The sequence below is a fragment of the Streptomyces sp. NPDC049040 genome (assembly GCF_043197715.1).
Lineage (GTDB): Bacteria > Actinomycetota > Actinomycetes > Streptomycetales > Streptomycetaceae > Actinacidiphila.
This window is the reverse complement of sequence record NZ_JBICTO010000013.1, coordinates 121,597-140,179: the sequence shown is the minus strand read 5'-3', so window position 1 is coordinate 140,179 and position 18,583 is coordinate 121,597. Positions and strand designations below refer to the sequence as shown.

General features: G+C 72.7%; 24 protein-coding genes. 12 read left to right on the top strand and 12 right to left on the bottom strand.

Going from position 1 to position 18,583, the window contains the following annotated elements:
• The first annotated feature begins 236 nt into the window (after nt 1–236).
• Nucleotides 237–1,622 (top strand): metallopeptidase TldD-related protein, encoded by a 1,386-nt coding sequence (locus ACGFMP_RS27640; RefSeq protein WP_393675717.1) that lies wholly within the window; start codon nt 237–239, stop codon nt 1,620–1,622.
• A 30-nt stretch (nt 1,623–1,652) separates the two neighbouring features.
• Nucleotides 1,653–2,204, top strand: a complete 552-nt coding sequence (locus ACGFMP_RS27635) for an RNA 2'-phosphotransferase (RefSeq protein WP_393675755.1) — start codon at nt 1,653–1,655, stop codon at nt 2,202–2,204.
• 59 nt (nt 2,205–2,263) lie between these two features.
• Here the strand turns inward: ACGFMP_RS27635 and ACGFMP_RS27630 are convergent, their stop codons facing one another.
• Entirely contained in the window at nt 2,264–2,545 is a 282-nt protein-coding gene (locus ACGFMP_RS27630) for a GlsB/YeaQ/YmgE family stress response membrane protein (protein WP_393675716.1), read from the bottom strand.
• Between the two features lie 234 nt (nt 2,546–2,779).
• Between ACGFMP_RS27630 and ACGFMP_RS27625 the strand changes: the two genes are divergently transcribed.
• Together ACGFMP_RS27625 and ACGFMP_RS27620 are read left to right on the top strand one after the other, a co-directional pair.
• A complete protein-coding gene (locus ACGFMP_RS27625) occupies nt 2,780–3,139 on the top strand; it encodes a DUF3099 domain-containing protein (protein ID WP_393675715.1) in 360 nt (119 codons plus the stop codon).
• Between the two features lie 247 nt (nt 3,140–3,386).
• The gene (locus ACGFMP_RS27620) at nt 3,387–3,611 is read left to right on the top strand and encodes a hypothetical protein (protein WP_393675714.1); all 225 of its coding nucleotides are present in this window, start codon (nt 3,387–3,389) and stop codon (nt 3,609–3,611) included.
• Here the strand turns inward: ACGFMP_RS27620 and moaA are convergent.
• Complete coding sequence (moaA, locus tag ACGFMP_RS27615) at nt 3,594–4,583, bottom strand: GTP 3',8-cyclase MoaA (RefSeq protein ID WP_393675713.1); 990 nt, start codon at nt 4,581–4,583, stop codon at nt 3,594–3,596. The genes ACGFMP_RS27620 and moaA overlap by 18 nt on opposite strands.
• Nucleotides 4,584–4,817: 234 nt before the next feature.
• On the opposite strand from moaA, the gene ACGFMP_RS27610 reads away from it, so the two are divergent.
• Nucleotides 4,818–5,114 carry a hypothetical protein gene (locus ACGFMP_RS27610; RefSeq protein WP_393675712.1) on the top strand — a complete coding sequence of 99 codons (297 nt, stop codon included), beginning with the start codon at nt 4,818–4,820 and terminating at the stop codon, nt 5,112–5,114.
• On the opposite strand, the gene ACGFMP_RS27605 is transcribed toward ACGFMP_RS27610, so the two are convergent.
• Together ACGFMP_RS27605 and ACGFMP_RS27600 are read right to left on the bottom strand one after the other, a co-directional pair.
• Entirely contained in the window at nt 5,085–5,789 is a 705-nt protein-coding gene (locus tag ACGFMP_RS27605) for a lysoplasmalogenase (RefSeq protein WP_393675711.1), read from the bottom strand. The two genes, ACGFMP_RS27610 and ACGFMP_RS27605, sit on opposite strands and share 30 nt — an antisense overlap.
• Nucleotides 5,786–6,691, bottom strand: coding sequence for a sterol desaturase family protein (locus ACGFMP_RS27600; protein WP_393675710.1), 906 nt, complete (start codon nt 6,689–6,691; stop codon nt 5,786–5,788). Before ACGFMP_RS27600 ends, ACGFMP_RS27605 begins: the two co-directional genes overlap by 4 nt.
• Before the next feature lie 151 nt (nt 6,692–6,842).
• On the opposite strand from ACGFMP_RS27600, the gene ACGFMP_RS27595 reads away from it, so the two are divergent.
• From ACGFMP_RS27595 to ACGFMP_RS27575, 5 genes are all read left to right on the top strand, one after another.
• The gene (locus ACGFMP_RS27595) at nt 6,843–7,835 is read left to right on the top strand and encodes a DEDDh family exonuclease (RefSeq protein WP_393675709.1); all 993 of its coding nucleotides are present in this window, start codon (nt 6,843–6,845) and stop codon (nt 7,833–7,835) included.
• 140 nt (nt 7,836–7,975) lie between these two features.
• On the top strand, nt 7,976–8,227 hold the full coding sequence (locus ACGFMP_RS27590; protein WP_393675708.1) for a hypothetical protein: 252 nt from the start codon (nt 7,976–7,978) through the stop codon (nt 8,225–8,227).
• A gap of 105 nt (nt 8,228–8,332) precedes the next feature.
• Nucleotides 8,333–9,181 carry an SURF1 family protein gene (locus ACGFMP_RS27585; protein ID WP_393675707.1) on the top strand — a complete coding sequence of 283 codons (849 nt, stop codon included), beginning with the start codon at nt 8,333–8,335 and terminating at the stop codon, nt 9,179–9,181.
• 53 nt (nt 9,182–9,234) lie between these two features.
• Nucleotides 9,235–11,022: a glycoside hydrolase family 15 protein gene (locus tag ACGFMP_RS27580; RefSeq protein WP_393675706.1), complete on the top strand. Its 1,788-nt coding sequence runs from the start codon at nt 9,235–9,237 to the stop codon at nt 11,020–11,022.
• 3 nt (nt 11,023–11,025) lie between these two features.
• Nucleotides 11,026–11,787, top strand: a complete 762-nt coding sequence (locus ACGFMP_RS27575; protein WP_393675705.1) for an SDR family oxidoreductase — start codon at nt 11,026–11,028, stop codon at nt 11,785–11,787.
• A 63-nt stretch (nt 11,788–11,850) separates the two neighbouring features.
• Here ACGFMP_RS27575 and amaP read toward each other — a convergent pair whose 3' ends face one another.
• The 5 genes from amaP to ACGFMP_RS27550 all read right to left on the bottom strand — a co-directional run bounded on the left by amaP (nt 11,851) and on the right by ACGFMP_RS27550 (nt 14,308).
• Nucleotides 11,851–12,447: an alkaline shock response membrane anchor protein AmaP gene (gene amaP / locus ACGFMP_RS27570; protein ID WP_393675704.1), complete on the bottom strand. Its 597-nt coding sequence runs from the start codon at nt 12,445–12,447 to the stop codon at nt 11,851–11,853.
• Nucleotides 12,448–12,454: 7 nt separating this feature from the next.
• Nucleotides 12,455–13,147, bottom strand: a complete 693-nt coding sequence (locus tag ACGFMP_RS27565) for a DUF6286 domain-containing protein (protein WP_393675703.1) — start codon at nt 13,145–13,147, stop codon at nt 12,455–12,457.
• Nucleotides 13,144–13,515 (bottom strand): Asp23/Gls24 family envelope stress response protein, encoded by a 372-nt coding sequence (locus tag ACGFMP_RS27560; protein ID WP_393675702.1) that lies wholly within the window; start codon nt 13,513–13,515, stop codon nt 13,144–13,146. The genes ACGFMP_RS27565 and ACGFMP_RS27560 overlap by 4 nt, the downstream gene beginning before the upstream one ends.
• Nucleotides 13,515–13,715: a hypothetical protein gene (locus ACGFMP_RS27555; RefSeq protein ID WP_393675701.1), complete on the bottom strand. Its 201-nt coding sequence runs from the start codon at nt 13,713–13,715 to the stop codon at nt 13,515–13,517. Before ACGFMP_RS27555 ends, ACGFMP_RS27560 begins: the two co-directional genes overlap by 1 nt.
• A gap of 83 nt (nt 13,716–13,798) precedes the next feature.
• Nucleotides 13,799–14,308 carry an Asp23/Gls24 family envelope stress response protein gene (locus tag ACGFMP_RS27550; RefSeq protein WP_393675700.1) on the bottom strand — a complete coding sequence of 170 codons (510 nt, stop codon included), beginning with the start codon at nt 14,306–14,308 and terminating at the stop codon, nt 13,799–13,801.
• A 148-nt stretch (nt 14,309–14,456) separates the two neighbouring features.
• Here ACGFMP_RS27550 and ACGFMP_RS27545 point away from each other — a divergent pair, with 148 nt between their 5' ends.
• Nucleotides 14,457–15,221 carry a nucleopolyhedrovirus P10 family protein gene (locus ACGFMP_RS27545; RefSeq protein ID WP_393675699.1) on the top strand — a complete coding sequence of 255 codons (765 nt, stop codon included), beginning with the start codon at nt 14,457–14,459 and terminating at the stop codon, nt 15,219–15,221.
• 104 nt (nt 15,222–15,325) lie between these two features.
• Here the strand turns inward: ACGFMP_RS27545 and ACGFMP_RS27540 are convergent, their stop codons facing one another.
• Nucleotides 15,326–16,123, bottom strand: coding sequence for an enoyl-CoA hydratase/isomerase family protein (locus tag ACGFMP_RS27540; protein WP_393675698.1), 798 nt, complete (start codon nt 16,121–16,123; stop codon nt 15,326–15,328).
• A 120-nt stretch (nt 16,124–16,243) separates the two neighbouring features.
• On the bottom strand, nt 16,244–16,465 hold the full coding sequence (locus ACGFMP_RS27535) for a helix-turn-helix domain-containing protein (protein ID WP_031522969.1): 222 nt from the start codon (nt 16,463–16,465) through the stop codon (nt 16,244–16,246).
• A 101-nt stretch (nt 16,466–16,566) separates the two neighbouring features.
• Between ACGFMP_RS27535 and ACGFMP_RS27530 the strand changes: the two genes are divergently transcribed.
• Nucleotides 16,567–16,719 (top strand): hypothetical protein, encoded by a 153-nt coding sequence (locus ACGFMP_RS27530; RefSeq protein ID WP_393675697.1) that lies wholly within the window; start codon nt 16,567–16,569, stop codon nt 16,717–16,719.
• Between the two features lie 225 nt (nt 16,720–16,944).
• Here ACGFMP_RS27530 and ACGFMP_RS27525 read toward each other — a convergent pair whose 3' ends face one another.
• The gene (locus ACGFMP_RS27525) at nt 16,945–18,543 is read right to left on the bottom strand and encodes an ABC-F family ATP-binding cassette domain-containing protein (RefSeq protein WP_393675696.1); all 1,599 of its coding nucleotides are present in this window, start codon (nt 18,541–18,543) and stop codon (nt 16,945–16,947) included.
• Nucleotides 18,544–18,583: the final 40 nt, after the last annotated feature.

Here is an 18,583-nt window from a genome sequence, read left to right as displayed (position 1 = left end):
CCCCTGCACGCCGACCCCAGCACGCCGACCCCGGCACAACGACTCCCGGCACACCGGCTCCGACACCGCGACTCCCGACGCCGCTGGCTCCGGCCCTCCGCCGAAAAGGGCCTCTCGGTGCGGACGCCGGCTGGGTAGTCTCTGGGGTGATCCACAGCCCCGTTCCCAGGGCGCCCGGAGCCTCCGGGAAAGCCCCGGTGCGCCGGCATTCTGCACACCACCCGGGAGGCGGGGCGATGACGACGAAGCCGCACGAGATTGTCGAGCGGGCGCTTGAGCTGTCGACGGCGGACGGCTGTGTGGTCATCGCCGACGAGGAGTCCAGCGCCAACCTGCGCTGGGCCGGCAACGCGCTGACCACCAACGGCGTCACCCGCGGGCGGACCCTGACGGTGATCGCGACGGTGGACGGCGGCCAGGGTGCCGCGTCCGGCGTGGTGTCACGCTCCGCTGTGACCGCGGACGATCTGGAGCCGCTGGTGCGGGCGGCCGAGGCGGCGGCCCGTGAGGCGGGTCCTGCGGAGGACGCCCAGCCGCTGGTCACCGGGGTGCCGCAGTCGGCCGACTTCACCGAAGCGCCGGCCGAGACCGCCTCGGAGGTCTTCGCGGCCTTCGCGCCCGCGCTCGGCGAGGCCTTCGGCACCGCCCGGGCCGGGGGCCGCCGGCTGTACGGTTTCGCCTTCCACTCGGTGACCTCGACATTTCTGGGCACGTCGGCGGGCTTGCGGCTGCGGCACGACCAGCCGACCGGCACGCTGGAGGTCAACGCGAAGTCCCCGGACGGCACCCGTTCGGCGTGGGCGGGCGCGGCGACCCGGGACTTCACCGATGTGGACCCGCTGGCGCTGGACGCCGAACTGGCGCAGCGGCTGGCGTGGGCGGAGCGGCGGATCGACCTGCCGGCAGGGCGGTACGAGACGCTGCTGCCGCCGTCCGCGGTCGCCGATCTGATGATCTACCAGCTGTGGTCGTCGGGCGCCCGGGACGCCGCGGAGGGCCGTACGGTCTTCAGCAAGGCGGGCGGCGGCACCCGGGTCGGCGAGCAGCTCGCGTCGCTGCCGCTGACGCTGCGCAGCGACCCGGGCGAGCCGGGCCTGGAGTCGGCGCCCTTCGTGGTCGCGCACGCGTCTGGCGACGACAGCTCGGTCTTCGACAACGGGCTGCCGATCGGCCCGGTGGACTGGGTACGCGACGGCACCCTGCGCAATCTGCCGACCACCCGGCACAGCGCCGCACTGACCGGGCTGCCGATGGCGGCCGCCGGGGACAACCTGATCCTGGACGGCGGAGGCAAGCAGTCGCTCGCCGACATGGTCGCGGCAACCGAGCGCGGCCTGCTGCTGACCTGCCTGTGGTACATCCGCGAGGTCGACCCGGCGACGCTGCTGCTGACCGGTCTGACCAGGGACGGCGTCTACCTGGTCGAGGGCGGCGAGGTGACCGGCGTGGTGAACAACTTCCGCTTCAACGAGTCACCCGTCGACCTGCTGGGCCGGGCGGTCGAGGCGGGCCGCAGCGAGCGGACGCTGCCGCGCGAGTGGAGCGACTACTTCACGCGGGCCGCGGCGCCCGCGTTGCGGGTGCCGGACTTCAACATGAGTTCGGTGAGCCAGGGCGTCTGAGGCGCCCGGGGGAATGGGGGCAGAGGGTTGCTGGACGAGAAGCGGACGGTGAAGGCGTCGAAGTTCCTGTCGCTGGTGCTGCGGCACCAGCCGGAGCGGATAGGCCTCACGCTGGACGGGAACGGCTGGGTGGGCGTGGACGAGTTGCTCGCCGCGTGCGCCGCGCACGGCAGGCGCCTGACGCGCGCCGAGCTGGACCATGTGGTCGCCACCAACAACAAGCGGCGGTTCGCGTACTCCGACGACGGCCGGCGGATCAGGGCCAGCCAGGGTCACACGGTGCCGGTGGACCTGGGGCTGGCGCCCGCGGTGCCGCCCGCCGTGCTCTTCCACGGGACGGCGGCTGCCACCTTGCCGCTGATCCTCCACGAGGGGCTGCGGCCGATGGCCCGGCAGGACGTCCATCTCTCGGCCGACCGCGAGACGGCCGTCCGGGTGGGCTCGCGGCACGGCCGTCCTGTGGTGCTCGCGGTCGACGCGGCGGGACTCGCCGAGGGCGGCCAGGTCTTCCGCATCAGTGCCAACGGGGTGTGGCTGACCGGGCCGGTGGCACCGGAGTGGCTGCGGGTGCAGCCGGACTGACGGGCCGGGAGGAGCGGGCGTGCCGACTGGGGCGGGCGGGCCCGTGACCAGGGCCACGGTCAGAGCGCGGTGGTCGCGCGCCTGCCCTTGTACGCGGACCAGAGGGCGTCGCCGATCGCCACGACCAGGACCGCACCGGCGAGCTGGAGGACGTGCCGGGTCCAGTCGAAGCCCTTGGTGTCGTTGACCCCGATCCAGGTCGAGGCGGCATTGCCGAGCACGCTGCCACCCATGCCGCAGATCACGGTCAGCCACAGCGGCAGGCTCTGCCGGCCGGGCAGGATCGCCTTGGCGATGAGCCCGAGCACCAGTCCGACGATGATCGCCCACAGCCAGCCCATGCCGCTCGCCTCCTCGCGACCGGGCGGCGGGCGCCCGGTAGTCGTGCGGTCAGTCTCCGTCCGGCCCCGCTACGCCGCATGTCGGGGGCGACCGTGGTCCGTACGGCGCAAGGACGCGCACCTCCCCCGCTCTGCTCTCCCCGGGCCGCGCGGCGTACCGTGGTGTGCAGCCGGTGTGGATGCTGCAATCCGTGCGCAGTACGGCCCGGCCAGTCGAGCAGGCGGTGGAATGCGATGCGGAAGCAGGGCGGGCCTGAGGTCCACCGGATCTCCGGGGCGCGTGCCGGGCTGACCGAGGACGTACGCGGGCGGCAGCGGCGGTACATCATCTCGATGTCGATCCGCACCCTCTCGGTGATCCTCACCGTGGTGCTGTGGAATGTCGAGCGCCCGCTGGCCTGGGCGACTCTCGTGATAGGGCTGCTGCTGCCGTACATCGCAGTGGTCTACGCCAATGCCGGTAGGGAGAACGCGCCCGTCGCCCCCGCCGCCTACATCCCGGCGCCGATCAGGCCCGCAATCGAGGCGACCAAAGTGGAATCGGGCGCGGAACGCGCCGCCGATCCGCTCGCCGATTCCGCGGACCCTGCCTGACCTGGCGTCGTGGCGTACGGGCCGCGAACTGCCAGGCTCCGGAGTGGAAACGGAACCTCAAGAAAAGCTCAGATCAATGGTGACGTTCCACTCCCACGAGCGCGTCAGTGCATGACATACTTCGTAGGCGCTCCGCATCCCCCGTCGGAGCGACGGACCGACGCCGGGCGGCTCCCCCCGTGGCTGCCCGGCGTCGCCATGTCCCGGGCGTGCCGGGCCCCCCGCGCACTGCGGTTTACTGGGACGCGTGAACGACGAGACGCCGATCTGCTCGGCCAAGGGGTGCCGCACGGCCGCGGTCTGGGTGCTGGCGTGGAACAACCCGAAGCTGCACACACCGGAACGGCGCAAGACCTGGCTGGCCTGCGACGAGCACCGTGAGCACCTGACGCAGTTCCTCGGCATGCGCGGCTTCCTCAAGGACGTGGTGGCGCTCACCGAGTGGGAGCAGCGGTCAGCCGCCGATGGCTGACATCGGCCGGTCCGGCTGGAGGAACTGAGGGTCGTCCAGGCCCGAGCCCGCCTTCTTGCCCCACATCGCCGCCTTCCACAGTTCGGCGACCTCGGCGTCGGAGGCGCCCGAGCGCAGCGGGGTGCGCAGGTCGGACTCCTCGCGGGCGAACAGGCAGTTGCGCACCTGGCCGTCGGCGGTCAGCCGGGTGCGGTCGCAGGCCCGGCAGAAGGGGCGGGTGACCGAGCCGATCACACCGACGCGGGCGGGGCCGCCGTCCACCAGCCAGCGCTCCGCGGGCGCCGAGCCGCGTACGGACTCACCCTCGGGGGTGAGGCTGAAGCGGTCGTGCAGGGCGGTGAGGATCTCGTCGGCGGTGACCATGTCGGTGCGCTGCCAGCCGTGCTGGGCGTCGAGCGGCATCTGCTCGATGAACCGCAGTTCGTAGCCGTGGTCGATGGCCCAGCGCAGCAGGTCGGGGGCCTCGTCGTCGTTGACTCCGCGCATCAGCACGGTGTTGACCTTCAGCGGGGCCAGGCCCGCCGCGGACGCCGCGGCAAGGCCGGCGATGACGTCGGCGTGCCGATTCCTGCGGGTCAGGGTGTGGAAGACCTCGGGGCGCAGGGTGTCGAGCGAGACGTTGACCCGGTCGAGGCCGGCGGCGCGCAGCGCGTCCGCGGTCCTGCGCAGTCCGATGCCGTTGGTGGTCAGCGACATCCGGGGCCGCGGTTCGAGCGCGGCGCAGCGTTCCACGATGCCGACGAGCCCCGGGCGCAGCAGCGGCTCACCGCCGGTGAAGCGGACGTCGGTGACGCCGAGGTCGGTGACCGCGATCCGCACCATCCGGACGATCTCGTCATCGGTGAGCAGCTCAGGCTTGGCCAGCCACTGCAGGCCTTCCTCCGGCATGCAGTACGTACAGCGCAGATTGCACCGGTCGGTGAGCGAGACGCGCAGATCGGTCGCCACGCGTCCGTAGGTGTCGATGAGCACAGGCTCCGCCTCCTCGGGCGCACGATCGCGCCGTCGCTCCCTCCAGACTACGGGCTGTCCCGAGGCCCGCAGCGGAGCGGTGTCCCGCGCCCGGCCGCGAGCGCGGCCGCGACCGCCCGCAGAAGCGTACGCGACGGCAGCCGCATTGCAACATACTGTTGAAACCGCTGGTAGGCGTTCACCTTTTCCGGGCGGTGTGCGGGTCGCGGGCGACACCGGGGGGCCGCAGGATCGTTGGGCAGCGCAGACCCTGCCGTCATCCGCCGGCTGCCCGCCGGCACCGCGCAGCTGCGAGGACCCGCCGTGCAGATCCCACCGCCACCGACGCCCGCCGACGACCCGCGGCAGCCGGGCGCCTGCCCGCCGCCGGGCCGCCATCCGTACGGAAGCGTGCGGCTGGCCGCCCCGGTGGCCGCGGCCGAGCCGCCCGCACCGCGGGCCGCGGCGACAGGACACTGGCCGGACGGGCGGGTCGCGGTGCCGCTGCTGAGCGTCGGGGCGCTACGGGCAGCCCGCCGCCGCGACCGCTGACGGCTCCGCGGCGCCGGGGGCGGTCCCGGTGACACCTGCGGCCCTGAGCACGCCCATGGCCAGCAGGGCCTGCCCGGTCAGGTACGTCGCCATGACCCACAGGTCGTGGGCGGGCGGCTGCGGCCAGTCCGCGAGCCCGGTCGCGATCAGGCTGTCGGACAGCAGGAAAAGCGCACCCCCGGCGAGCGCGGGGACGCCGAGTCCGTACGCCCCAGCGGCCATCGCCGTGAGCAGCAGGCTGTAGAGCGCGACCGGCGCCCGCATCCCGGCGTCGAGGCCTGGCCACAGCAGCACCACGAGGACCGCGCACACCAGGGCGTACGCGGCGCAGCGCACGCGTACCGCTGCACGAGGACCGGCGAAGGCACCGAGGCGGGCGAAGAGCCGCAGGTAGCAGACGTGACCGGCGGCGAAGCAGCCCATGCCGAGCAGGAACGGCACGGTGCCGCCCACCTCCAGCAACACATCTCCGCCGCAGCCGCACAGCAGCGCGGCGACCAGCAGCCGCGGGCCGCGCCAGGTCCACACCCAGAAGGCGAGCGAGGGCATCAGCAGCGGCTTGACGATGTCCCGCAGCACGGCGAAGTCCGAGCCTACGGCGACCAACTGGAGGGACATCAGCGCGCAGAAGACGGCGATGGCCGCGCCCGCCCACCGCGGGGCAACCGTCGTCATGCGGCGGGCTCGGGTGTGCGCGGGCCCGCGGGCCCGGCGGCGGGCGCGCCGCCCGGCCCGGCGGCGGTCTCGGCGGCGGGGCGCCAGCCGGGGCCGCGTACGAGGTGCGCCACCCGGTCGCGCCAGCCGGCGGCGGCCGCCAGGTCGTGGGCGATGGCGGCGTATTCGTGGGTCGCGACCCGCAACGGGTTGTAGGTGGCGATGTTCTTCGTCAGGCCGTAGACGGGGCGCTCGGTCTCGGCGGCGAAGGAGCCGAAGAGCCGGTCCCAGACGATGAGGATGCCGCCGAAGTTGCGGTCCAGATAGCTGCCCTGGGAGGCGTGGTGCACCCGGTGGTGCGAGGGCGTGTTGAGGGTGAACTCCAGCGGGCGGGGCAGCCGGTCGACGCGTTCGGTGTGGATCCAGAACTGGTAGACGAGGTTCACCGAGGAGCAGAAGGCCAGCGCCGCCGGGTGCACGCCGAGCGCGATCAGCGGCAGGTAGAACGGCCAGGAGGTGAGGCTGGTCCAGGGCTGCCGCAGCGCGGTGGAGAGGTTGAAGTTGCGGCTGGAGTGGTGCACCACGTGGCAGGCCCAGAGGATCCTGATGACATGGTGGCCGCGGTGCGACCAGTAGTAGAAGAAGTCCTGGGCGAGCAGCATCGGCAGCAGCGTCCACCAGTGCACCGGCACCCGCAGCGGGGTGAGCGCGTAGACGCCCGAGTAGATCGCCACCACCGGGATCTTCCACAGCGTGTCCGTGACGAGGCTGCCGAGGCCCATGGACAGGCTGGCGGCGGTGTCCCGGCCGGTGTAGCCGGCCGCGTCCTCGTCGGGGTGAATGCGGTAGCTCACCATCTCGATGACGGCGAGCAGTACGAAGGCCGGTATCGACCACAGCACGACATCGGGCAGTTGCGGCATGAGCGCACCATAGAGGCACGTCATGGGCGCCCGCCAGACGTTGTTACCGATTGGTACGGACGCGTACGCGTCAACCCTGAGGCGCCGGCTCCGGCGCCGGCGGGCGGACGGGATGATCCACTGTCGGCGCCGCGCCGTATCCTCAGTGACCATGCTGGACAACCGGACCTCGCCGCCGCCGCCTTCGCCATGGCCCACGGGCTATCCCGAGGGCTATGCCGTGGTCGACGTCGAGACCACCGGTCTCGGCAGGGACGACCGGATCGTGTCCGCCGCCGTCTACCGCCTGGACTCCCAGGGCGAGGTCCAGGACCACTGGTATTCGCCGGTCAACCCGCAGCGCGACCCGGGCCCGGTGTGGATCCACGGGCTGACCGGCGCGATGCTGGCCGACGCGCCGCTCTTCCCCGAGATCGCCGGCGAACTGGCCGAACGCCTCGCCGGGCGGGTGCTGGTGGCACACAACGCGGTCTTCGACTGGTCGATGCTGGCCAGGGAGTACGCGAGGGCGCGGTCCACCGCACCGGTCGAGCAGCGGCTGTGCACCATCGTGCTGGCCAAGGAGCTGCGGCTGCCGCTGGCCAACCACAAACTCGAGTCGCTGGCCGCGCACTACGGGGTGGTGCAGCAGCGCGCCCACCACGCCCTCGACGACGCACGGGTGCTGGCCGAGGCCTTCCGGCCGAGCCTGCATCTGGCCGCCGCCGCGGAGCTGCCATTGCCGCTGCACGCCTGCCGCCCGCTGACCGAGTGGGTGGACTCGGCGGTGCCCGCGCCGCGGCACGGCGTGCTGTACGGCTCCGGCCCCCGCTCCGGCTGGCGGCCGGCCCGCAAGCGCCCGCCGTGCCCGTATCCGAACCCCGGGCGGCTGGCGCCCGACGGGCCGCTGGTCCAGGGCATGCGGGTGGCCTTCTCCGGCGACACAGGTATAGACCGCGAGCTGCTGGAGGACCGGGCCACCGACGCCGGGCTGCATGTCGCCTCGTCCGTCAGCCGGCTCACCAGCCTCCTGGTCACCAACGACCCCGACTCCCCCACCGGCAAGGCGGTCAAGGCCCGCACCTACGGGACGCCGGTGATCGGCGAGCGGCAGTTCACCGAGCTGCTCAAAGCCGTCACCCCGGCGTCCGGCGTGCACGGCTGACACCGGCACCGGGGGCGGGGGCGGCGGGCAGTCGGGTACGGCTCCGCACGGCGTGATCCGCGCCGCCGTCCGGGTGGCAGCCGGGCAACACGCCCGCCGGCGGTTTGCCCGGACCGCCGCGGCCCCGCAGCCTGTGCCTCATGGCACGATGCGAAGTCTGCGGAAACGACTATGCGATGAGCTTCGAGGTGCACGCCCAGGGCGCGGTGCACGTCTTCGACTGCTTCGAGTGCGCCGTCCACCGGATGGCGCCGATCTGCGAGCACTGCCGGGTGCAGATCATCGGACACGGTGTGGAGGTCGGCGGCCACTTCTACTGCAGCGGCCACTGCGCCAAGGCGGAGGGCGGCACCGGCATCGTCGACCACGTCGACACCCCGACGCACGCCTGAACCGCCGCCGGGACGGCCCCGGCCGGACCCCGTCAGGGTCCGACACGCACCGGCCCGACCGACCCTACCCGCGGACACCCCCCGGCCGAGTTGTACCGTCGGGGGGTGTACCGCTTCCTGCTGTCCCGCCAATGGGTGATCCTCACCCTCGTCGGTCTGCTGCTGATCCCGGTGATGATCAGACTGGGCTTTTGGCAGTTGCACCGCCATGAGCACCGGGTGGCGAACAACAGGATCATCGCGGCCGGCCTCAAGGCCACCCCGGTACCGGTCGAGTCGGTGACCTCCCCCGGCTACGACGTACCGCACAAGGACCTCTACCGCATGGTGACCGCCAAGGGCCACTACGACACCGCGCACGAGGTCGTCGCCCGGCACCGCACCGCGGGCAACTCCGGGTCCGACGACTCCTCCGGTGGCGGCGAGGAGGTCGGCTACCACGTCATCACCCCGCTGATCCTGGACGACGGCCGCGCGGTGCTGGTCAACCGCGGCTGGATCTCGCCCGGCGACGACCCGACGGCCTTCCCGAAGATCACCCCGCCGCCGTCCGGCGAGGTCACCGTGGTGGGGCGGCTGCGGCCCGACGAGTCCACGTCGAGCACCGGCATCCGCAACAGGACGGGACTGCCGTCGCGCCAGATCATGCTGATCAACGGCTCGGCGGTGGAGTCCGCCGGCGGCCTGCCGGAAGCGCCCGTCGGCGGATACCTGGAGCTGGTGTCGACCTCCCCGAAGCCGTCGCACGGCCAGCCGGCGCTCATCCCGGAACCCGACCACAAGAGCATCGGCCCGCACATGGCCTACGCCATCCAGTGGTGGCTGTTCACCGCGATGGTCCCGGTCGGCTGGGTGGTGCTGCTGCGCCGGGAGCGCGCCGAGGTGCTGGCCGCCCGCAAGAAGCAGTCCGAGACGTCGCAGGAGCCCGAAGGCAGTGTTCCGGTAGCGGTCTAGCGGCGGCCCCAGCACACTCGACAGACACCACCAGAAGGCGGCGAGGCTGACCCGTGCCAGGACGTATCGAGGACTACGCGCTGATCGGCGACCTCCAGACCGCCGCGCTGGTGTGCAGGGACGGGTCCATCGACTGGCTGTGCCTGCCGCGTTTCGACTCAGGCGCGTGCTTCGCCGCCCTGCTCGGCGACGAGAGCAACGGCCGCTGGCGGCTGGCGCCGCTGGAGGGCACCGAGTGCAGGACGCGCTCCTACCGCGGCGACACCCTGGTGCTCGACACCGTCTGGGAGACGCCGACCGGCACGGTCAAGGTCACCGACTTCATGCCGCAGCGGGACCGGGCGCCCGACGTGATCAGGATCGTCGAGGGCATCTCGGGCGAGGTCCCGGTGCGCAGCGAGCTGGCGCTGCGCTTCGACTACGGCAGCGTGATGCCCTGGATGCGCCGTGCCGACCACCACCGGGTGGCGGTCGCCGGCCCCGACGCGGTGTGGCTGCGCACCGAGCCGCCGCTGCCGATGTACGGCAAGGACATGCGGACGTACAGCGACTTCACCGTGGCCGCGGGCGAGCGGGTCGGCTTCGTCCTGACCTGGCATGCCTCGCACGCCGGCCGGCCGCGCCTGGTGGACCCCTTCACCGCGTTGGAGCAGAGCCTGGAGGACTGGGAGAAGTGGTCGGCCCGGTGCAGCTACGACGGGCCCTACCGGTCCGCCGTCCTGCGCTCCATGATCACCCTCAAGGCCCTCACCTACGCGCCGACCGGCGGCATCGCCGCGGCGGCGACCACCTCGCTGCCCGAGGAGATCGGCGGGGTCCGCAACTGGGACTACCGCTTCTGCTGGCTGCGCGACGCCGCCCTCACCCTGAACGCCCTGGTCGCCGGGGGCTTCCTCAGCGAGGCGCAGGCCTGGCGTGACTGGCTGCTGCGGGCGGTGGCGGGCGACCCTGCCGACCTCCAGATCATGTACGGCATCTCCGGCGAGCGGCGGCTCACCGAGTACGAGGTGCCCTGGCTCAAGGGCTACGCGGGCTCAGCGCCGGTCAGGGTCGGCAACGCTGCCGCCGGCCAGCTCCAGCTGGACGTCTACGGCGAGGTCCTCGACTCGCTGTTCCTGGCCAGGACCAGCGGGATGCGCGACGAGCCGCACGCCTGGAATTTGCAGCGGATGCTGATGGAGTTCCTGGAGACCAAGTGGCGCGAGCCGGACGAGGGCCTGTGGGAGGTACGCGGCCCCCGCCGGCACTTCGTGCACTCCAAGGTGATGGCCTGGGTCGCCGCCGACCGCGCGGTACGCACGGTGGAGGCCCGCCCGCAACTGCGCGGCGACGTGGACCTGTGGCGCTCGATGCGGGCGCAGGTGCACGCCGAGGTCTGCGAGAAGGGCTACGACGCCGCGCGCAACACCTTCACGCAGTCCTACGGCTCCGCCGAACTGGACGCGGCGACGCTGCTGATCCCGCAGGTCGGCTTCCTGCCGGCGACCGACCGCCGGGTGGTCGGCACGGTGGAGGCGGTGCGGCGGGAGCTCGACCACGGCGGTTTCGTCCGCCGCTACTCCCCCGAGGCCGGCGGCGTCGACGGGCTGCCCGGAAGTGAAGGCGCCTTCCTGGCCTGCTCGTTCTGGCTCGCCGACGCGCTGCACGCGACCGGGCGCACCGGCGAGGCCACCGACCTGTTCGAACGGCTGCTGACCGTACGCAACGACGTCGGGCTGCTCGCCGAGGAGTGGGACCCGGTCGCGGGGCGCCAACTGGGCAACTATCCACAGGCGTTCAGCCATGTCGGCCTGATCAACACCGCGCTCGCGCTGTCCGGCCGCGACGGAAGGACGGGCTGAGCGATGGACCTCGGACTCAAGGACCGGGTGTACGTGATCACCGGTGCGGGCCGCGGCCTCGGTCTGGCCGCGGCCCGCGAACTGGCCGCGGAGGGCGCGAAGGTGGTGGTCTCCGGGCGCACCGCCGCCACGGTCGACGCGGCGGCGGCGGAAATCGGTGGCCCGGAGCGGGCGTTGGGTGTCGTCGCGGACAACGCCGACCCGGCGACCGCGGAATTGCTGCTGGCCACCGCGAGGACCCGCTTCGGCGCGGTCGACGGTGTGCTGATCAGCGTCGGCGGGCCGCCCGCGGGTACGGCCGCCGCCGTCGGCGACGAGCAGTGGCGGTCCTCCTTCGAATCGGTCTTCCTCGGTGCGGTCCGGCTGGCGCGGGCCGCGGCGGAATCCCTCGGCGAGGGCGGGGTGATCGGCTTCGTGCTGTCCGGCTCGGTCCACGAGCCCATCCCCGGCCTGGTGATCTCCAACGGCCTGCGGCCCGGCCTCGCGGGCTTCGCCAAGACGCTCGCCGCGGAGGTCGGCCCCCGGGGGATCCGCGTCGTGGCGCTCCTCCCGTCCCGGATCGACACCGACCGGGTGCGCGAGCTGGACGCCCAGCACGGCGACCCGGAGGCCGTACGGGAGCGGAGCATCGCGCACATCCCGCTGCGCCGCTACGGCACGCCCGCCGAGTTCGGCAGGGCCGCCGCCTTCCTGCTCTCGCCGGCCGCGTCCTATCTGACCGGCACCATGCTCCCGGTCGACGGCGGCGCCCAGTCGGCCCTGTAACCGGGCCGGCCGGCTGCCGCAGGACCGGGGACGGGAAGCGGCTCGAGTCGGGTACGGCTCGGGTCAGGTGACGCGGGCGGCACGGTGGCGGACCGCACGAAGGCGGGCCTCGGCCGGCAGGTCGGGGAGGTTCGCGGAGCTGCGGGCGCGTTCGAGCACCTGCGTGTCGAGACCGGTGACGACCTCCTCAGGGGTGGCGTGGGGCGCGAGCCCCAGCACCAGCCGCGCCGCCGGGTTGCCGCGGCGCCCGGTGAGCACCGCGCTCGACCACTCGACGCCCTGGTAGGACTCGGCCTCGGAGCGCAGCACGCTCTCCAGCGCCCGGCCGCGCAGCAGCGCGCCCTGGCCGTCGCCGCTGTCGATCCTGATCTGCCGCAGCCGCCTGGCGCGGGCCTGGGCCAGCAGCCACCACAGCGAGGCCAGCACGAGGACGGCGAGGACGGCGATGACGACCGGCCACCACCAGCCGTCCGACCGGTAGCGCGTCCTGTCGTGGTCGGTGAGCAGCACGTCCTTGGGGCCGGTGAACGGCCACCAGTCGGGCACCGTGAAGTCCCAGTGGCGTTGCAGGTCCAGGCTGCCGACCAGCACCGAGAGCCCCACCACGAGCAGGATGAGGCCGATCAGCGCCAGCAGGACCCGGTTGAGCGTGGTGCGCATCGCCGCGTCACCCCTTCTTCTCTGCCCGGTGCAGGCGGATGCTCAGCTGCGGCGACCTGGCCAGCCCCAGCTGCCGTACGGCCTCGCCGAGCGCGGCCGTCAGATCCCCGCGTACCTCTTCGAGTTCGCGGAAGTGCGAGGTGGCGCGGGCCTTGATCTTGCGGCGGCCGACGTCGACCTTGGCCCAGCGCACCCCGGAGACCTCCATCGCCCGGTCGCGCAGGACGAGTTCCGCCGCCCGCCGGTCGAGTCCCGCGCGCACGCCCGCGGTTCCGCTGCGCGCCATCGGCAGCACCTGGCGCTCGCCGGGGGTCAGGGCGAGGACGAGCAGCCACAGGCCGAGCGCGGCGGCCACCGAGGCGCCGAGGATGATCCAGACGTCGTCGAGGTGCCGGGTGGCCAGCTGGTGCGCCAGGCTGATCCGCCACTGCATCGCCTTGCGGTCGGCGCGGACCGAGGCGATGTCGTAGAGGAAGAGGCCCGACAGGCCCAGGAGCACCGCGGCGCACAGGGCGGCGGGGACGCGGCGGCCAGACCAGAAGCGGCGCGCCTTGTGGCCCTGGCCGCTGCCGGGCAGCCCCGAGGTGGCCGTGTACGGCTCCACGGCAGGCTCTTTGGCGATGCTGACCCGGGCGTTCTCGCTGTCGGACTTGGTCGGGTCCTGTTCGCGGTATTCGTGGCTGCCGCCTTCGTCGCTCATTCGACCCTCCCTTCGTCCTTGCGGCGGGCCGCGGCGGAGTGCAGCCGCTCCACCTCGACGGCCACCTCGGGTACGGCCATGCCCGTCAGCGCCTCGACCCTGCCGGTCACATGCCGCCTGACGGTGCCGCACACGGCACCGATGTTCGCGGGGTAGCCCAGCTCGAGGGCCAGCCGCAGCCGTGCGGTGTCCTTGCGCACCGACACCGAGGCATGGGGCCGCGCGTCGTCCGGAACCAGGTCCGCGCCGGGCGCGTCGACCAGCACCTCGTCCGCCGCCTGGGCGGCGATCTTGGCGACCACCCGGTCCGCGATCCGCAGTGCGCCGCGCTCAGCGGCGGGGAGCTGCCCGGGCACGGCCGGCGCCATCAGCGCCGCCGGTCGCGGTCGCGGTCGCGGTCACGCGTACGGAAGAAGTCGCCCGCTTCGAGGTCGCCGTCGAAGAACTTGCCCGCCACGAAACCGACCGCGCCGAGCAGGGCCACCACGAGAAAGGCGCCGAAGCCGCCGAAATACCCGGCGAACCCCAGTGCCATTCCGGCCACGAGGCCGATCACCGCCATGCTCATCGTCTGATTCCCGTCCGCTCGGCTGTGCCCGCCCGTCCCGCTGGGGAGCGGGGCTCAGGGCCGGTGTGATACCGCATATCCCACTACTGCACCCGTTGCTCGCGCTCGTCATCATCGTCCTCGTCCGGCAGCTTCACATCGCCGACCGCGACATTGACCTCGACGACCTCGAGCCCGGTCATCCGCTCGACGGCCGCGATCACGTTCTCCCGTACCGCGCGGGCGACATCGACGATGGACACGCCGTACTCGACGACGATGTCGAGGTCGAGTGCGGTCTGCACCTCGCCGACCTCGGCCTTGACGCCGCGGGTCACCGAGCGGGTGCTGCCGGGCACGCGGTCGCGCACCGCGCCGAAGGTACGGGACAGGCCGGTGCCCATCGCGTGGACGCCCAGCACGTCGCGGGCCGCGAGCCCTGCGATCTTCTCGACCACGCCGTCGGCGATGGTGGTGCGGCCGCGCGTCGCCGGATCGCCGAGCGCCTTGCGGGGCGATCCGCCCGCGGAGCCCTTGTCGAGGGTCCTGCCGCTGTCCGCCGTTATCGACGAGCCCTCGGGCTCCGGCCGGTTGTGCTGCGCGCTGTCCGACATCGCGAGTCGTCCCTTCGTATGGGCTGCTCCGTGCACCACACTATGTGCGCGTGCCCTTGCGCGCTGCGGGGATGCGTCCACAGGGGACGGCCGGCCCCCCATTCGAGTGGCCGGCGCACGGACCGGAAGGCGATGAAGCCTGGTGACCATGGACCGACTTGCCCGGACCGTGAAAGAGCAGGTGGCGCTCGGGCGGCTGCTTCCGCTGGGTGAGGCGGGGGACGCCGCGTGGATCACCGAGAGCGCTGCCGTCGACGCGCTGCGGCGGGCCGCGGGGACGCTGCGGGGGGTGCGGCTCGGCACGGTGGCGCTGGCCCTGGACACCGGGGCACAGGACGCGCCGGAGCCCAGGGACGCGGGCGAGGCCGCGCCGGTGGGTGCGCTCGCCCATCTGCCGCTGCGGATCACCGCGGCCTTCGAGGCCGCGCTCGACGAGCCGCTGCCGCACAGCGCGGACCGGTTGCGGGCCGCGCTGTGGGCGACCGCGCGGGACCGGCTCGGCGTCCCCGTGCACGCGGTGGACCTGGCGGTCACCGGGCTGATCGACGGCGAGGTGCCGCGGGATCCGGTGCTCGAGGGTGTCGTGGTGGACGGCGGCGACTCCCCCAAGGAGCTGGCGGAGGATCAGGCGGTCGGCCCCGCCGCCCGGGTGGAGGCCGCCGCGCTGGCGGTGCCGGGGGTGCTGCGGCTGACCCGGCGGCTGGCCGGCCTCGGCGGCGGGGTCCGGGTCCGCGACACCGCGGCCGGCGAGGGCACGGCGGCCGGCCGCCGCGTCCAGGTGCAGTTCGCGGTGGCGGCGGGCCATCGCCCGTATCTGGTGGCACGCGCGGTGACGGCCGCGATCACCCCGGTCGCGGCCGCGGACGCGCCGGGGCCGGTGGCGACCGCGGTGGTGGTGACGGACACCCGCTGACTGCTTCGCGCGCGGGTCCACGCATCGGGCGTGGCTGGCCGCTCCACCGGAGCACGTACGCGGCCGGGCGGTGCGACCGCCCGGCGCGGCACGGCGGTGCGGGTCTATTCGTCGGCGCCGGCGAGGATGCGCAGGCGGCGGGTCTGCGCGGCGCGCTCGGCCGCGAGCTGGTCGGACGCGGAGTGGGACAGGGCGGTACGCAGCAGGCCCTTGGTCTCGTTGACGGCGTCGCGCGGCGGGGCCAGCAGGGCGGCGGTCAGGTCGGCGACAGCGGCGTCCAGGTCGGCGGCGGGCACGACGAGGTTGGCGAGCCCGGTGCGCTCCGCCTCCTGCGCGTGCACGTAGCGGCCGGTCACGCAGACCTCCAGCGCGCGGCTGTAGCCGACGAGTTCGGCGAGCGGCTTGGTGCCCGCGAGGTCCGGCACCAGGCCGAGGCTGGTCTCGCGCATGGCGAACTGCACGTCGTCCGCGCACACCCGCAGGTCGCAGGCCAGCGCGAGCTGGAAGCCGGCCCCGATGGCATGTCCCTGGACGGCGGCGACCGAGATCAGATCGGTGCGCCGCCACCAGGTGAAGGCCTGCTGGTACATGGCGATGGTCGCGTCGAGGTCGGCCTCGGAACCGCGTCCCAGTTCGAGGAACGACGGCCCGTCGTCGAAGCCCTCGGGCGTGAAAGCCTTCCGGTCGAGACCGGCGGAGAAGGACGGGCCTTCGGCGCGCAGCACCGCCACCCGTACCTGCCCCGGCAGCAGCCGGCCCGCCTCGATCAGCGCCAGCCACAGGGCGGGCGTCTGCGCGTTGCGCTTGGCCGGGTTGCACAGGGTGATGGTGGCGACGGTGCCGGTGCCGTCCAGGACCAGCCGGACTGCGTCGCGTTCGAGCAGGATCTTGTCTTCGGGCATCGGGCACCTCCGAGCGGACCACGGACTTGGTTACTACCGAAGAGTAACCAACCGCTCGGTACGCCGGCCCGCTGGGTGCGGGAGATGCCCGCCCGTCGGCTCCGGGCCGTCAGGGCCCGGTCAGGCCGTGACGGCCTTCTTGCCCCGGGTCGCCCCGCCGCGACCGCGCAGGGTCACGCCGGACTCGCTGAGCATCCGGTGCACGAATCCATAGGACCGGCCGGTCTCCTCGGCCAGTGCCCGGATGCTCGCTCCGGAGTCGTACTTCTTCTTCAGGTCCGCCGCGAGCTTCTCGCGCGCGGCGCCGGTCACCCGGCTGCCCTTCTTCAGAGTCTCGGCCACCCGTGCCTCCTCCAGGGAAGTGCGCTATGGACTCTCATGATCACCCCTAAGCGCCTTCCTGGCCACCCATTCGACAAGGTCCGTCACCGGACATTCGCAACGTGAATGCCGCGATACGCGGTGAAGAAGGGGCCGGGGAGGAAATTTTTCGTCGCGCAATTCCCGGCGGCGAACCGCATCCGCGCAATACCAGCAGGTCAGCGGGCATGGGTAAGGTGTTTGCCGACGTCACACCACTGATCACCAAACACTGACGCCCCGCGCGGGACACGGCCTGGCCGGTACCAGTGCGACTCACACAGATGACGGACGCGCGGTGGGCCGAATGATCGAATCGGCATGATCACCCGGCGTCCGGGCAGGTCGGCGGCCGTGCCGTCCGCGCCGTCCGACCCGGCTGACCGGGCGCGCCTGACCGGGCGGGCGGGACTTGGCGGACCGGACCGGCCGGACCGCCGCGGGGCAGGCCGGCCACGCGGTCAGGCCAGCGAGACCAGGTCCGCGTAGTCCTGGCCCCACAGGTCCTCGACACCGTCGGGCAGCAGGATGATCCGCTCGGGCTGGAGCGCCTCCACCGCGCCCTCGTCGTGCGTGACCAGCACCACCGCACCGCTGAAGGTGTGCAGCGCGCCCAGGATCTCCTCCCGGCTGGCCGGGTCGAGGTTGTTCGTCGGCTCGTCGAGCAGCAGCACGTTGGCGCTCGAGACCACGAGCGAGGCCAGCGCCAGACGGGTCTTCTCCCCGCCGGACAGCACGCCGGCCGGCTTGTCGACGTCGTCGCCCGAGAAGAGGAAGGAGCCGAGGATCTTGCGGATCTCCACCAGGTCGGTGTCGGGCGCCGAGGAACGCATGTTCTCCAGAACCGTGCGCTCCGGGTCGAGCGTCTCGTGCTCCTGCGCGTAGTAACCGAGCTTGAGCCCGTGCCCCGGGGTCACCTCGCCGGTGTCCGGCGTCTCCACCCCGGCCAGCAGCCGCAGCAGCGTGGTCTTGCCCGCACCGTTCAGACCGAGGATGACCACCCGCGAGCCGCGGTCGATCGCCAGGTCCACATCGGTGAAGATCTCCAGCGACCCGTAGGACTTGGAAAGGCCGCTCGCCATCAGGGGCGTCTTGCCGCACGGCGCCGGGTCGGGGAAGCGCAGCTTGGCCACCTTGTCGGAGACCCGCACCGCGTCCAAGCCGGCGAGCAGCTTGTCGGCGCGCCGCGCCATGTTCTGCGCCGCCACGGTTTTGGTCGCCTTGGCGCGCATCTTGTCGGCCTGCGAATTGAGCGCCGCCGCTTTCTTCTCCGCATTCGCGCGTTCGCGCCTGCGGCGCTTCTCGTCGGCTTCGCGCTGCTGCTGGTACAGCTTCCAGCCCATGTTGTAGACGTCGATCCCGGAGCGGTTCGCGTCGAGATAGAAGACCTTGTTGACGACGGTCTCTATGAGGTTCACGTCGTGCGAGATGACGATGAAACCGCCGCGGTACGTCTTGAGGTAGTCGCGCAGCCAGCTGATGGAGTCCGCGTCCAGGTGGTTGGTCGGCTCGTCGAGCAGCAGGGTGTCGGCGTCGGAGAACAGGATCCTGGCCAGCTCGACACGGCGGCGCTGGCCGCCGGACAGGGTGTGCAGCTGCTGGCCGAGGATGCGGTCGGGCAGGCCCAGGGCCGCCGCGATGGTCGCCGCCTCGGCTTCCGCGGCGTAGCCGCCCTTGGTGAGGAACTCCGTCTCCAGCCGGGCGTACTTCTTCATCGCGGTCTCGCGGGTGGCGCCCTTGCCCGTCGCCATCCGCTGCTCGTTCTCGCGCATCTTGCGCAGCACCGTGTCGAGGTCGCGGGCGCCGAGGATGCGGTCGCTGGCGAGGATGTCCAGATCGCCGGTACGGGGGTCCTGGGGGAGGTAGCCGACCTCCCCGGACCGCGTCACCGTGCCGGCGGCCGGCTGGCCCTCACCGGCCAGCACCTTGGTCAGGGTGGTCTTGCCCGCGCCGTTGCGGCCCACCAGTCCGATGCGGTCGCCCTTGGCGATGCGGAAGGAAGCGGATTCGATGAGGATGCGGGCGCCGGCGCGCAGCTCGAGGCCGGTTGCGGTGATCACAGGGTTGGCTCCATGGCGTAACGGATGGCCTCACGGCCGG